This window comes from Rahnella contaminans (assembly GCF_011065485.1).
Classification (GTDB): domain Bacteria; phylum Pseudomonadota; class Gammaproteobacteria; order Enterobacterales; family Enterobacteriaceae; genus Rahnella; species Rahnella contaminans.
Genome location: NZ_JAADJS010000005.1, coordinates 319,348 through 333,202, shown reverse-complemented (window position 1 = coordinate 333,202; position 13,855 = coordinate 319,348). Strand labels below are relative to the sequence as shown.

The following is a 13,855-nucleotide window of genomic DNA, read 5'->3' as shown; positions in this document are numbered from 1 at the left end:
GAAAAAAACTTATATAAAACCCGCGTTTCGTGCATTTATCCTTGCGTTAAATTAACCCACAGGGTGTTCCAAAATGCTTCCTGAGAGCCAATACAGTATAAAAAACAGGGCTCAAAATAACACTGTGCAATCGCACAAGAATGCACGATGTTATTGTGACTATTCTTTTGCATACACACATCAGCGTGGGAGGAAAATCACAGATTGTGAAAACCGGATATCCCTGCAAAACAAAGGGTGATGTTCATCACATTTAATCTGTCACCTGCCCCACAGAATAACGCTCTGCGGGCAAAAAGCTGGTCAGTTGCACAATGAGCTTCCGGCATCAGTCCTTTATAATGAACTCCCTCTTCCGTACGGACAGCAAGAGTGTCAGCGTAACGTTCAGAGAATTACCTGAAGCCTTCTTTCAGGATATTTAATAAAGCGGAGACAGTTATGTCACGTAATAAAGATAAAGAACATGCTACCGAAGCGCTTTTTATAAAGGTTCATGAAAGCGATAACGTTGCTATTATTGTTAATGACAATGGTTTAAAAGCCGGCACCCGATTTTCTAACGGTCTGGAATTAATTGAGCATATCCCGCAAGGCCACAAAGTGGCTTTAACCCCTATTGCGAAAGGCGGCGATATAATTCGTTATGGTGAAGTCATTGGTTATGCCGTTCGGGATATCGCGCGAGGCGGCTGGATTGATGAATCCCTGGTAGAGCTGCCGGTTGCGCCGGAACTCAACAGTCTGCCGCTGGCGACACGTGTCCCGCAACCGTTGCCGCCGCTGGAAGGTTATACGTTCGAAGGTTATCGCAATGATGACGGCAGCGTAGGCACGAAGAACCTTCTGGGGATCACCACCAGCGTTCACTGCGTGGCGGGCGTAGTGGATTACGTGGTGAAAATCATCGAGCGTGATTTATTGCCAAAATTCCCCAATGTCGACGGCGTTGTTGCACTCAATCACCTTTACGGTTGCGGCGTGGCAATCAACGCGCCCGCGGCCATTGTGCCGATCCGTACTATCCACAATCTGGCGCTGAACCCGAATTTTGGCGGCGAAGTGATGGTCGTCGGGCTGGGTTGCGAGAAATTGCAGCCGGAACGTTTGCTGGAAGGTACGCCGGACGTGCAGGCGATTTCGCTCGATGACACCCACATCGTGCGTTTGCAGGATGAACAGCACGTCGGCTTCCAGTCGATGGTGGACGATATTCTCACCGTCGCGCAGTTCCATCTTCAGCGCCTGAACAGCCGCCAGCGCGAAACCTGCCCGGCGTCGGATCTGGTCGTCGGCACACAATGTGGCGGCAGTGACGCGTTCTCGGGCGTTACGGCGAACCCGGCAGTCGGCTTTGCATCGGACCTGCTGGTGCGCTGCGGCGCGACCGTGATGTTCTCCGAAGTCACCGAAGTCCGCGACGCCATCCATCTGCTGACACCGCGAGCGGCTGACGTGGATGTCGGGAAACGCCTGCTGGAAGAAATGGCCTGGTATGATAATTACCTGTCGATGGGCCAGACCGATCGCAGCGCCAACCCGTCGCCGGGCAACAAAAAAGGCGGTCTGGCGAACGTGGTCGAAAAAGCGCTCGGCTCGATCGCCAAATCCGGCACCAGTGCTATCTCGGAAGTTCTGTCACCCGGACAGCGTCCGACGAAAAAAGGTTTGATCTACGCCGCCACACCTGCCAGCGATTTTGTCTGCGGTACGCAGCAACTGGCGTCAGGCATTACCGTGCAGGTGTTCACCACCGGTCGCGGTACGCCTTACGGCCTGCTGGCAGTTCCGGTCATTAAGATGGCGACGCGTACCACGCTGGCAAACCGCTGGCATGACCTGATGGACATCAACGCAGGGACGATCGCAACCGGTGATGCGACTATCGAAGACGTCGGCTGGGAGTTGTTCCGCTTTATTCTGGATATCGCCAGCGGCCGTAAGAAAACCTGGTCAGACACCTGGGGCATCCACAATGCGCTGGCGGTGTTTAACCCGGCGCCGGTGACCTGAGTTTTAGTGTTTCAGGAAAGCAAAAGGCCAGCAAATGCTGGCCTTTTCTGTTTTTGTGCGTCTGGGGCGTCAGGATTTATTTCACCGCAGCACCGGTCTGTTCAGCACCGACCAGACCGACTTTCAGATAACCGGCTTTACGCAAGTTATCCATCACGCTCATCAGCGTTTCGTAATCCACGGTCTTATCCGCACGGAAGAAAATCGTACTCTGCTTGTTGCCCTGCGTGCGCTGGTCGAGCATCGCGGTCAGGTTGTCGCTGTTTACCGGGTTATCACCGAGGAACAGCTGCTTGTCAGATTTCACCGTCAGGAAGATCGGCTTCTCAGGACGCGGCTGCGCTTTTGCCGTCGAGGCCGGTAAGTCTACCCGCACATCGACGGTAGCCAGCGGCGCTGCCACCATGAAGATAATCAGTAACACCAGCATGACGTCGATAAAAGGCGTGACGTTGATGTCATGCATTTCACCGCTTTCGTCGATATCGTCGTTTAACCGAATAGCCATAATCTGTTCTTACCCTACGCGTAACTGACCCGTCTGACCGCGTGGCGCATCGCCTTCGCTGGCAGCCAGGTCCAGATCACGGCCCTGTAACAGGATAATCTGCGCCGCCACATCGCCTACCTGATGGCGGTAAGAGGTAATGGTACGGGCGAAAATGTTGTAGATAACCACGGCCGGGATCGCAGCAATCAGGCCGACAGCCGTTGCCAGCAAGGCTTCAGCGATACCCGGTGCGACGACCGCAAGGTTGGTGGTCTGCGTTTGCGCGATACCAATGAAGCTGTTCATGATGCCCCAGACTGTACCGAACAGGCCGACGAATGGAGAAATTGCCCCGATGGTCGCCAGTATGCCGTTGCCACGCCCCATGTAACGGCCAGCGGCGCTGACGCGGCGCTCAAGGCGGAAACCGGTACGTTCTTTAATACCGTTGTTGTCGGTGGAACCGGCAGACAACTCCAGTTCGTTCTGCGCATCGCGAATCATCTGCGCGCTGATGCTGCTGGCGGCAAAGCTTTCGGCCTGCTCAGCGGCTTCATCCAGCGTACGCACGGAAGACAACGCATCGAATTCGCGACGCATGCGCCGTTTACCGCTGAAGACTTCAGCGCCTTTGCTAAACAGCAGCGCCCAGGTGACGACGGAAGCCAGCAGCAGGCCAATCATCACAGTTTTCACCACCACGTCAGCGTGGTGATACATGCCTAATACAGACAAATCGGTAGGAATGACAGGCGTCGCTTCGGTCGGCGCAGGTTGCATTAACGGAGCAGGGGTCGCATCAGCTGAAGCCGGTGCCGGGGTGTCAGCCGTTGCAGGTTGAGCCGCCGCAGAAGTCACGGCTTGTGCCGCAGGCGTCGCAGGTGCGGCCATCGCGTTGCCGCTTAAGCCAGCAACCAACATTAACGACATCAGTAGTGAAGTCGCCTCTTTCATCTTATTGCGAGCCGTTTTCACGCGTCGCCTCCAGCCAGAATCAGTGTGTAGAAGGAATGAATAACGCCGAATGATATCAAAGAAAAAGCCCTAATTGATAGTCGTTCTCATTATTATTTACATTGTCGCGCCTCGCGGCCCGCGTGTCATTGACAGATGACAAGGTTTATCGGGTTTGCATAAAGGATGAACAATTCCACCTTCATCACATTTCCTGCAAAAATCACATGGTAAATCAATCATCTGACTTTCATTACTAAAGGCAAAACAACGTTTTAAATATTAAGTAACACCTTTTTACATTTGTTATGAGTTTGTGATAACGCTCAAATACCGCACAACACAAAATAGGATAAGGTGCTTGCACAGGCGAAGACCGCACACCGGCACGTCTTGTATCCCTATAATTTAAAAGCTTATTTAGACCTTTTTCATAATGAACAGGCCGGTTCTTCCGTTCGCCCTGATCGACGCTTGCTCTCATTTTCTTTCCCTTACCGAGTACCCTGGAGACAAACTGATGAAAATGCAGAAAGCACTTCTCAGCCTTTGCCTGAGTTCCGCCACCCTGTTATTTCCCCCTGCTCTTGCCGCGCAAACGCTGAAAGCCGCCGATGTGCATCCGCAGGGCTATCCCAATGTGGTCGCCGTTCAGCACATGGGCGAAAAGCTGCAACAACAAACCGACGGACGCCTGGAAATCAAAACGTTCCCCGGCGGTGTGCTCGGCGATGAAAAACAGGAAATCGAGCAGGCACAACTGGGCGCTCTGGATATTATCCGCGTATCCATGACGCCGGTTGCCTCGATTCTCCCTGAAATCAACGTATTCACCCTCCCGTATATTTTCCGCGATGAAGACCACATGCATAAGGTGCTGGACGGCCAGATTGGGAAATCAATCGGCGACAAGATCACCAGCAATCCCAACTCGCGTCTGGTATTTCTCGGCTGGATGGACGGCGGAACACGTAACCTGATCACTAAAGAACCGGTGGTGAAACCGGAAGATTTGCACGGCATGAAAATCCGCGTTCAGGGCAGCCCGATTGCGCTGGCGACGCTGAAAGCCATGGGCGCAAACCCGGTGGCGATGGGCGTCAGTGAGGTGTTCAGCGGGATGCAAACCGGGGTTATCGATGGCACGGAAAATAACCCGCCGACATTTGTCGCGCACAACTATCTGCCGGTGGTGAAAAACTACACCTACAGCCGCCACTTCATCATTCCGGAGCTGTTCCTGTATTCAAAAGTGAAGTGGGACAAGCTGAAACCCGAAGACCAGCAGTTGATCCTCAAACTGGCCAAAGAGGCGCAGGACGAGCAGCGCGAGCTGTGGAAAGCCTATAACGAGAAAGCGCTGGCGACGATGAAAGCGGGCGGCGTGAAATTCCAGGATATCGATCCGGCGACCTACGTGAAAGCCACGCAATCCGTGCGCGATGAATTCGGTAAAGACCATCAGGAACTGATGCAGCAAATCGCTGACGTTCAGTAATTCGTTGAACCGGGCAGCGTCCGCTGCCTCTTTCCCGACACTTCAGCGGAGGAACTTATGGTTTCCGGTTATCACACCCTGATGGACATCTTTTATCGTGGCGCAATGTGGCTGGCCGGGCTGGCTTTATTGCTGATGGTGGCGGTCATTCCCATCGGTATTTTCGCCCGCTACGTCCTGAACAGCGCCCTCTCCTGGCCTGAACCCATCGCGATTATGTGCATGGTGACATTCACCTTTATCGGTGCCGCCGTCAGCTACCGCGCGGGTTCGCACATTGTCGTCGCCATGGTCACCGACCGTCTGCCGCCTGCGATGAAAAAATTCTCTGCCTTGCTGGCTGACCTGATGATGCTGGCGATCAGCGTGTTTATTTTCTGGTACAGCCTGCAATTGTGCAGTGAACTCTGGCAGCAGCCGGTCGCGGAGTTCCCGCTGCTGACTGCCGGACAAACCTATCTGCCGTTGCCGGTAGGTTCTGCGCTGACGCTGTTATTCATCATTGAGCAGATCATTGCCGGACCGCAGCACCAGCGGCCTGTCGTGATGCTGGGCAATTCTGACGCCTGACCGGAGTCTGATATGGATGCATTAATCTTGTTGTTAACGCTGGCGGCGATGCTGGCGATTGGCGTACCGGTCGCCTATGCCGTCGGGCTTAGCGCGCTGGCCGGCGCGTGGTGGATTGATCTGCCGTTTGAAGCGCTGATGATTCAGCTGACTAACGGCGTGAACAAGTTTTCGCTGCTGGCGATCCCGTTCTTTATTCTGGCGGGTGCGATTATGGCCGAAGGCGGCATTGCCCGCAGGCTGGTGAGTTTTGCATATATTTTTGTCGGATTTATCCGCGGCGGTCTGTCGCTGGTGAACATCGTGGCATCGACATTTTTCGGGGCGATTTCCGGCTCTTCGGTGGCGGATACTGCATCAATTGGTTCGGTGATGATCCCGGAGATGGAGAAAAAAGGGTATCCGCGCGATTTCGCCGCTGCCGTCACAGCCAGTGGTTCGGTGCAGGCGATTCTGACACCGCCCAGCCATAACTCGGTGATTTACTCACTGGCCACCGGCGGCACCGTTTCAATTGCCGCGCTGTTTATCGCCGGTATTCTGCCCGGTTTGCTGCTCAGCCTGACGCTGATGGTGATGTGCGTATTATTCGCGCACAAACGCGGTTATCCGAAAGGCGAACGGGTGCCGTTCCGTCAGGCACTGAAGATTTTTATCGACACACTGTGGGGGCTGATGACGGTGGTCATCATCATGGGCGGTATTCTCAGCGGGATATTTACCGCAACGGAATCCGCCGCCATCGCCTGTTTATGGTCGTTCTTCGTCACTATGTTTATCTACCGCGATTATAAATGGAGCGAACTGCCGAAACTGATGTACCGCACGGTCAAAACCGTCAGCATCGTGATGATTCTGATTGGCTTTGCCGCCAGCTTTGGCGCGGTGATGACCTACATGCAGCTGCCGATGCGCATCACTGAATTCTTCACCTCCATTTCCGACAATAAATACGTGATCCTCATGTGGATCAACATCATGCTTCTGCTGATCGGCACACTCATGGATATGGCGCCGATCATTCTGATCCTCACGCCTGTCCTGTTGCCCGTGGTCTTATCACTCGGCATTGATCCGGTGCATTTCGGCATGATCATGCTGGTGAATCTGGGGATCGGGCTTATCACTCCGCCGGTCGGTTCGGTGCTCTTTGTCGCCAGTGCAGTGAGTAAGCAGAGCATCGAAAAAGTGGTGAAAGCCATGTTGCCGTTCTACTGCGTGCTGTTTGCGGTGCTGATGCTGGTGACGTATATCCCGACCATTTCGCTGTTCCTGCCCAAACTTTTCGGCGTTTATACCGGCTGACGCCAGCCCGTGTTTCTCCCTTGCCCGTCGTGAAGACGGGCTTTTTTTGACCGTGTTGCTGAAATTTTCTCATCCACCCGCCAAAAGCCTGATCCCTGAAATTCATCATGTTAAGTTAATTGCATATCAGCGGATGCCACAGTGTGCCGCGCTACAAACAGGGTGAAATACGGATTATGTCGTCTAAAAAAATTGAAACCGCGCTGGTCAGCGCCGGAAGGGACAAGAAGTTTACGCAAGGCTCAGTGAATGCGGTTATCCAGCGTGCGTCATCACTGGTATTTGAAACCGTGGCCGACAAAAAACACGCCACCGCCAACCGCGCCAACGGCGAGCTGTTTTACGGACGCCGCGGCACCCTGACGCACTTCTCCCTGCAACAGGCGATGGTTGAGCTGGAAGGCGGCGCGGGTTGCGCGCTTTATCCGTGCGGCGCGGCGGCGGTCAGCAATGCGGTGTTGTCGTTTGTGGGCACCGGCGACCATATTCTGGTGGCGGGTTCCGCTTACGAACCCACACAAGATTTCTGCGAAAAAGTGCTGAAAAAACTCGGCGTCTCCACCACCTATTTCCGTGCTGACATTGGCGCGGAGTTAGGTTCGCTGATGCAGCCCAACACCAAAGTCGTTTTCCTCGAATCACCGGGCTCGATCACCATGGAAGTGCCGGATATCCCGGCAATGGTGAAAGCCGTGCGCGCCGTATCTCCGGACGTGGTGATTATGATCGACAACACCTGGGCGGCGGGCATTCTGTTCAAGGCGCTGGAATTTGATATCGATATTTCCATTCAGGCCGGGACCAAATATATCGTCGGCCATTCCGACGCCATGATTGGTACGGCGGTATCCAACGAACGTTGCTGGGAACAGTTGCGCGAGCACTCTTATCTGATGGGGCAAATGGTTGACGCCGACACCGCATACGTTGCCAGCCGCGGACTGCGGACGATGGGCGTGCGGCTGAAACAGCATGAAGAAAGCAGTATCCGTATTGCGAAGTGGCTGTCAGAGCGGCCGGAAGTGGAAACCGTAAACCATCCGGCGTTACCGGGCAGCAAAGGCCACGAATTCTGGAAGCGCGATTTCACCGGCAGCTGTGGTTTGTTCTCGTTCATCCTCAAGCAGCGCCTGAGCAAACAGCAGCTTTCCGACTATCTCGATCACTTCGAACATTTCAGCATGGCGTATTCCTGGGGCGGTTTTGAATCGCTGGTTCTGGCCAATCAGCCGGAAGAAATTCAGGCGATCCGTCCGGCAGAAACCGTTGATTTTACCGGTACGCTGGTGCGTCTTCACATCGGGCTGGAAAATAGCGATGACCTGATTGCCGACCTTTCTGCCGCATTTGAGAGAATTGCAGCAGCCTGAGCGGGAGAGATTGCGACACACCGCGCAGATCGGTAAGGTATCTGTCGGATTTTCATTCGCAAAATGAGAATAATCTGTAAGCTCTACCTATAGCTCCGGTGAACTATCGCCGGAGTGTTCTGTCTTTTTACAGCCGCCTCAGATCAACATACGGACAAGGGATCCTTGGTACACTGGCAAGTGACAGTTTTTAATGATTAGCAACAGGACAGAATATGGCAGTTATTTGCGACATTTTTCATGCACTCTGGCGGCATGATTTCAGTATGCTCGCCGACCCGAATCTTCTCTGGGTTATCTACGCTGTACTGTTCACGACGCTGTTTCTTGAAAACGGACTTCTTCCCGCTTCTTTCCTGCCGGGCGACAGCCTTCTGCTGCTGACCGGTGCGCTCATCGCCAAAGGTGTGATGAGCTTCATTCCAACGATGATTATTCTGGTGACCGCCGCCAGTCTCGGCTGCTGGCTGAGCTATATTCAGGGGCGCTGGCTCGGACACACGAAGATGGTCAAAGGCTGGCTGCTACAGCTTCCCGCACATTATCATCAGCGCGCGCACCAGATGTTCACCCGTCACGGGCTGACGGCGCTGCTGGTTGGCCGTTTTCTGGCGTTTGTCCGCACGCTGTTACCGACCATTGCCGGTATTTCCGGCCTGAACAATGCGCGCTTCCAGTTCTTTAACTGGCTGAGCGCGATTTTGTGGGTAGGGGTGGTGATTTCGCTGGGCTTCGCGCTGAGCCACATTCCGGTAGTGAAGCGCCATGAGGATCAGGTCATGGCGGGTCTGATGATTTTACCGGTTCTGCTGCTGGTTATCGGGCTTGCCGGTGGATTGCTGGTGGTGTGGAAAAAACGTAAATGCCGTTTCTGAGCACGCATATCACGCTTTAAAGGCCACATCCGCCAGTGCTAAAACGCCCGAACTGCCTTCGCGCAGGCGGGCCATTTCATCGCTCGGCGTCACCCCAAAATAGCGCTTAAACTCGCGGCTGAACTGCGATGCGCTTTCATATCCCACCTGCAACGCCGCCACGCTGGCTTTCACGCCGTCATAAATCATCAGCATTCGCGCTTTGTGCAGCCGGTAGGTTTTCAGATACTGCAAAGGCGACGTGCTCGTTACCGCTTTGAAGTTGTGGTGAAATGCCGAAATACTCATGTTCACCTCGCTCGCCAGCGCTTCCACGCTGAGGTTATCCGCATATTGCGCTTCGATGCGACGCAGGGATTTGGCAATCTGGCTAAAGTGCGTGTGGCGGTTAACCAGCGCCTGAAGTGCGCCGCCGTTTTCACTGGTCAGGATAAAGAACAGGATTTCGCGGATGATCTTCGGCCCCAGCACGCGGGCGTGAAGCGGTTTATCCAGAACGCTCAGCAGGCGTTCGGTCGCGCATAAAATATCATCGTCCAGAACGCCTGAATTGATACCGGTTGAAGAATCTTTCTGACGCGCCACGGTTTCATCCCCCATGTCCATCAGCAAATCCTGCAACATCAGCGTATCAATGCTGATCTGGATCCCGGCCATCGGTTCTTCGGGGCTGCTGAACGTTTCACATTCGAACGGCAGGGGAACGGTCAGCATCAGATAATTATGCGGATCGTAGGAGAAGGTTTTCTTGCCCAGATAACCGACTTTACGACCCTGAAAGAGGATCACTACGCCAGGATTGTACAAAACCGGCTGGCGCGGATGGTAACGTGTGGTGTGCATTAGCGTAACCTGTGGCACCGCCGACGGACTGAGGTTTTTATTCCCGCTAAGATGCGCCACTCGCGCCGCCAGACGGGCACACAAGCTGTCCACATTTTCCATTATTCCTGCTCCGGATAGACGATAAACTGGCATCGATTTTGCCACAGGCGTTTCATTTTCTACAGAGACTTGCAGGATCAGGCAAGACTCTGGCAGAAATGTGCATCTTCCTTGCGGCGATTTTCTCTTACAGTTAATCCCTCTTTCCGCAGTCGCATCTTCCTGCACAAATGCAGTGAACTGCTAGTCTGTATGAACGTACCTTTCATACGCTGTTCGTGACAAACGTTTTGTCACCGGCCCGATTTCTCAATAACTCCCTAATTTTCAAAAATTCAATGTCAGGAGAGAATTATGTCTGCACCTACCGCTGCCGAAAATACGTTTAACGCCTGGGCCGCTGCCGGCCCGAATCAGCCTCTTGAAGCTTTCCAATTCGACGCCGGCCCAATCGGTGACGAAGAAATTGAAGTCGCCATTGATTACTGCGGCGTCTGCCACTCCGATCTCTCAATGCTCAATAACGACTGGGGCATCACCCAATATCCGTTCGTGCCGGGCCATGAAGTAGTCGGTAAAATTGTCAAAATCGGCGACCATGCGCGCAACAAAGGGCTTAAAGTTGGCCAGATTGTGGGCGTGGGCTGGAACCGTGGCAGCTGTATGCACTGCCACCCTTGTATGTCCGGCGATCAGCATCTTTGCCACGATGTTGAAGCCACGATTATCGGTCATCACGGCGGCTTCGCGGATCGCATACGCAGTCACTGGGCGTGGGCGATCCCGCTTCCGGAAGGCGTAGACGTTACCAGCGCGGGCCCGCTGTTCTGCGGCGGCATCACTGTGTTTAACCCGCTGTTGCAGTTTGGCGTTCTGCCAACGCACCGCGTGGGGGTCGTCGGTATCGGCGGTTTAGGCCACATGGCGCTGCGCTTCCTGAATGCGTGGGGCTGCGAAGTCACGGCGTTTACCTCGTCTCTGGCAAAACGTGATGAAGCTCTGTCACTCGGCGCACACCGCGTGGTCGCCACCCGCGACAGCGATGAACTGAAGAAAATCGCCGGTGAACTGGATTTCATCATGGTGACGGCCAACGCCTCACTGGACTGGGATGCCTTTATCGGCACGCTGGCACCGAAAGGCCGGTTGCACTTTGTGGGCGTCGTACCGGAAGCCGTTCCTTTGCATGTGATGGCGCTTATCAGCAAACAGGCTGAGGTTTCTGGTTCACCGACCGGTTCACCTTCGCGTCTGGCCGACATGCTGGCGTTCTGTGCCCGTCACGAAATCACCCCGCAGGTTGAGCACTTCCCGCTGAGCAAAATTAACGATGCGGTTGAACATCTGCACGAAGGAAAAGCGCGTTACCGCGTCGTTCTGGATATGAACGCGTAACAAGCGTTCGCAATAAAATAAGTAGCCTGCTCAGCAAGATGACGTTTCGTTAACTAGACTTAACGTCAGGCTGAAGCCTTCACTACTCTGTGCCCGTGCTTTGCGGCGGGCACTCTGCCCTGAAAGGAGAACCTCATGGCAACGCAACCCATCATTAAACTTCACGATGGCAACCTGATGCCTCAGTTAGGACTTGGCGTATGGAAAGCCAGTAATCAGGAAGCCACCAGCGCGGTGAAAACGGCCATTGAAACCGGCTATCGTCATATCGATACGGCCGCTATCTACAAAAATGAGGAAGGCGTCGGCGAAGCGATTGCCGCCAATCTCGTTCCCCGCGAAGAGCTGTTTATTACCACCAAACTGTGGAATGACGATCAGTTAAACGCCCCACAGGCGCTGGAAACCAGCCTTAAAAAGCTGAGAACTGATTACGTCGATTTGTATCTGATCCACTGGCCGCAGCCAGCGCAGGGCCATTATGTCGATGCGTGGAAAGCGCTGCTGAAACTGAAAGAACAAGGGCTGGCGAAAAGCGTCGGCGTCTGTAATTTCCCGCTGGAGCATTTGCAGAAACTGAAAGATGAAACCGGTATTTTCCCGGTGGTGAACCAGATTGAGCTGCACCCGCTGATGCAACAGCGTCAGCTGCACGCCTGGAACGCCACGCACACTATCGCCACCGAATCCTGGAGCCCGCTGGCACAGGGCGGCGAAGGTGTGTTTGATCAGCCTCTGATTCAGAAACTGGCTGAGAAATACAACAAAACGCCGGCGCAGATTGTCATCCGCTGGCATCTGGACAACGGGCTGATTGTTATCCCGAAATCCGTGACGCCAAAACGTATCCGCGAAAACTTCGACGTATTTGATTTCAAGCTGGAGAAAGAAGAACTGGCGGAAGTCACCAAGCTGGATAAAGAACAGCGTCTGGGGCCGGATCCGGCGAAAGACCTGTAATTTTCCCGCAGCTGTAAACAAAAAACCCGCCAGTGGCGGGTTTTCTTTTGATGCGTAGGCGCTCTGCCATTACATCGACGGCTGAACCAGCATGTTGCCTGCGGAACCGCGATCGGCCAGTTCCAGCGTTCCGCTGCGGTAGGTGAACGGGAAATGGTCATACGAAGGCTGATTGAAAAACACCAACAATTCCACGTCGCCATCAACCCAGACGGTGTCTTTGAATCCGGCATCTTCCACCAGCGGTGCCGCACCGTTCACGCTTTTCACCAGGAAAGACACGCCTTCGACATGGAAGGTCTGCGGCATATCCGCATGCACGGTCCAGCGTTCCCACGTCCCTTGCTGTGCGGTCAGGTCGAGGCGGTTGATGTCCCACATCGCGCCGTTAATACCCGGCTGGCTGTCGCCAAGACGCAGGTCGCGGCTGCGAACCACATTGCCGGTCATGATTTGATCGGCCAGTAAACGCATCGGCAGATTGTCGGTGACCAGCGGTAAAAGGCCGGTAGGTTTGAGCGTCAGGACGATGGTAGAAACCAGAATGCTCGAGGGCTCAAACAGACCACGCAGTCTGTCCATAACACCCGCCGCATCGCCCGCAGTAATCGAGACTTCTTCGCCCTGTGACATATCCACCAGCACTTCGCGGCGCTCACCCGGTCCAAGCGACAGACGTTTCACCGTCAGCGGCGCAGGCAGAAAACCGAGATCGGAAGCCACAACGTGGAACGCACGGTTGTCGGTCATGCTCAGTTCATAACGGCGCGCATTCGACGCATTTAGCAAACGCAAACGTACCCACCCGCGGGACACTTCGACATACGGGCTTTGTACGCCGTTGACCAGCATGGTATCGCCAAAGAATCCACCGGAAGCCGGGGTATCATATTGTGGCACGCCAAAACCATCCAGCCGTTTGTCCTGAATGATCAGCGGGAAATCATCAACGCCGTAATGGTTGGGCAACGGCAGATTTTTACTGACTTCATCCTCAACAATCCACATCCCCGCCAGCCCGTTATAGACGTGCGGCGCCATGCGGTTGGGCGTATTCGCGTGATACCAGCAGGTGGCGGCTGCCTGACGAATGGGCAATACCGGCGACCAGTCAACGCCAGGCTGCATCATGCGCGCCGCGCCGCCGGTCAGCGTTCCCGGCTCCATCAATCCGCTGATGGTCATCGAAACGGGCTCAGCCAGGCGGTTGCTGTAGATAAGTTTTACGTCATCACCGTTATGCACTTTGACTGTCGGGCCAAGATACATGCCATTGATGCCCCACACCGGCGCTTTAGCGCCACCCAGGAATGACCAGTGGGCCGCCTGTAACGTCAGAAACAGCGGTTGCCCGCGGCGGGATTCCAGCAGCGGGGGAACGGGTAATGCCGGTTGCGAACCACTCGCTTCTGCTTTAAATGGCAGAGCACCTGCGGCAAGAGCCACGCCGGAGGCTTGCAGGAACGAGCGACGACTGAGTGACATATCTTCTCCATGAAAACAAAATCAAGAGCTGTGTTAATAACCATCGCCATCAATG

Annotated in this window: 12 protein-coding genes; 8 read left to right on the top strand and 4 right to left on the bottom strand. The window is 54.4% G+C overall.

Going from position 1 to position 13,855, the window contains the following annotated elements; genetic code table 11:
• Positions 1-441 precede the first annotated feature (441 nt).
• Positions 442-2,013 carry a galactarate dehydratase gene (gene garD / locus GW579_RS20760; RefSeq protein WP_152324033.1) on the top strand — a complete coding sequence of 524 codons (1,572 nt, stop codon included), beginning with the start codon at positions 442-444 and terminating at the stop codon, positions 2,011-2,013.
• 76 nt (positions 2,014-2,089) lie between these two features.
• Here the strand turns inward: garD and exbD are convergent, their stop codons facing one another.
• The gene (gene exbD, locus GW579_RS20755) at positions 2,090-2,521 is read right to left on the bottom strand and encodes a TonB system transport protein ExbD (protein ID WP_152324034.1); all 432 of its coding nucleotides are present in this window, start codon (positions 2,519-2,521) and stop codon (positions 2,090-2,092) included.
• A 9-nt stretch (positions 2,522-2,530) separates the two neighbouring features.
• On the bottom strand, positions 2,531-3,457 hold the full coding sequence (gene exbB / locus GW579_RS20750) for a tol-pal system-associated acyl-CoA thioesterase (protein WP_206739003.1): 927 nt from the start codon (positions 3,455-3,457) through the stop codon (positions 2,531-2,533).
• Between the two features lie 520 nt (positions 3,458-3,977).
• Between exbB and GW579_RS20745 the strand changes: the two genes are divergently transcribed.
• The 5 genes from GW579_RS20745 to GW579_RS20725 all read left to right on the top strand — a co-directional run bounded on the left by GW579_RS20745 (position 3,978) and on the right by GW579_RS20725 (position 9,075).
• Positions 3,978-4,955, top strand: a complete 978-nt coding sequence (locus tag GW579_RS20745; RefSeq protein ID WP_165061501.1) for a TRAP transporter substrate-binding protein — start codon at positions 3,978-3,980, stop codon at positions 4,953-4,955.
• A 57-nt stretch (positions 4,956-5,012) separates the two neighbouring features.
• Complete coding sequence (locus GW579_RS20740) at positions 5,013-5,525, top strand: TRAP transporter small permease (protein WP_152324037.1); 513 nt, start codon at positions 5,013-5,015, stop codon at positions 5,523-5,525.
• Between the two features lie 12 nt (positions 5,526-5,537).
• Positions 5,538-6,830 (top strand): TRAP transporter large permease, encoded by a 1,293-nt coding sequence (locus tag GW579_RS20735; RefSeq protein WP_165061499.1) that lies wholly within the window; start codon positions 5,538-5,540, stop codon positions 6,828-6,830.
• A gap of 176 nt (positions 6,831-7,006) precedes the next feature.
• Positions 7,007-8,200: a cystathionine beta-lyase gene (gene metC, locus GW579_RS20730; RefSeq protein ID WP_165061497.1), complete on the top strand. Its 1,194-nt coding sequence runs from the start codon at positions 7,007-7,009 to the stop codon at positions 8,198-8,200.
• 215 nt (positions 8,201-8,415) lie between these two features.
• A complete protein-coding gene (locus tag GW579_RS20725; RefSeq protein ID WP_101078434.1) occupies positions 8,416-9,075 on the top strand; it encodes a DedA family protein in 660 nt (219 codons plus the stop codon).
• 9 nt (positions 9,076-9,084) lie between these two features.
• Here the strand turns inward: GW579_RS20725 and GW579_RS20720 are convergent, their stop codons facing one another.
• A complete protein-coding gene (locus GW579_RS20720) occupies positions 9,085-10,020 on the bottom strand; it encodes an AraC family transcriptional regulator (RefSeq protein WP_152324040.1) in 936 nt (311 codons plus the stop codon).
• 294 nt (positions 10,021-10,314) lie between these two features.
• On the opposite strand from GW579_RS20720, the gene ahr reads away from it, so the two are divergent.
• Together ahr and dkgA are read left to right on the top strand one after the other, a co-directional pair.
• Entirely contained in the window at positions 10,315-11,355 is a 1,041-nt protein-coding gene (gene ahr, locus GW579_RS20715; RefSeq protein WP_152324041.1) for an NADPH-dependent aldehyde reductase Ahr, read from the top strand.
• Positions 11,356-11,490: 135 nt separating this feature from the next.
• The gene (dkgA, locus tag GW579_RS20710; RefSeq protein WP_152324042.1) at positions 11,491-12,315 is read left to right on the top strand and encodes a 2,5-didehydrogluconate reductase DkgA; all 825 of its coding nucleotides are present in this window, start codon (positions 11,491-11,493) and stop codon (positions 12,313-12,315) included.
• Between the two features lie 69 nt (positions 12,316-12,384).
• Here dkgA and ftsP read toward each other — a convergent pair whose 3' ends face one another.
• On the bottom strand, positions 12,385-13,800 hold the full coding sequence (gene ftsP / locus GW579_RS20705) for a cell division protein FtsP (protein ID WP_152324043.1): 1,416 nt from the start codon (positions 13,798-13,800) through the stop codon (positions 12,385-12,387).
• Positions 13,801-13,855: the final 55 nt, after the last annotated feature.